The organism is Nocardioides antri, from assembly GCF_008373765.1.
Taxonomy (GTDB): domain Bacteria; phylum Actinomycetota; class Actinomycetes; order Propionibacteriales; family Nocardioidaceae; genus Nocardioides; species Nocardioides antri.
Genome location: NZ_VUJW01000086.1, coordinates 1 through 343, shown reverse-complemented (window position 1 = coordinate 343; position 343 = coordinate 1). Strand labels below are relative to the sequence as shown.

1 protein-coding gene is annotated in these 343 nt (G+C 46.6%); it reads right to left on the bottom strand.

Going from position 1 to position 343, the window contains the following annotated elements; all coding sequences use genetic code 11:
• On the bottom strand, positions 1–317 hold a 317-nt coding region (locus F0U47_RS22660; RefSeq protein WP_149752336.1), incomplete at its 3' end, for a hypothetical protein.
• Between the last annotated feature and the right edge of the window lie 26 nt (positions 318–343).

Genomic DNA, 343 nt, shown 5'->3' with positions numbered 1-343 from the left:
GCGTTTTCGGCGAAGATAAGTCTGAACTCAACTGGGAAACAATCACGGACGATGTCCTTGGAGCCCTGGAGCCAAAGTTGATAAGCGTACTCCATGCAGTTCATCTTGTTGTTTCGTATCAGTTTGTTCACTACATTTGTGATGACTTCGCTCTTCTTCTCCTCGTATAAATGCTTGCTCTTTTCAACCGCACTGTCGTAATCGGCAACGACGACGCTATTGTAAAGCTGCTCCTCCAGAATGTCGTTAGGGACGTCGGAATCTGCAGCATACAGAGATGCCACGAAAAGACATAGAATAACTATAGCGGGCTTCATCTTTGGAGCGTCGAGTCCTGTGTGTT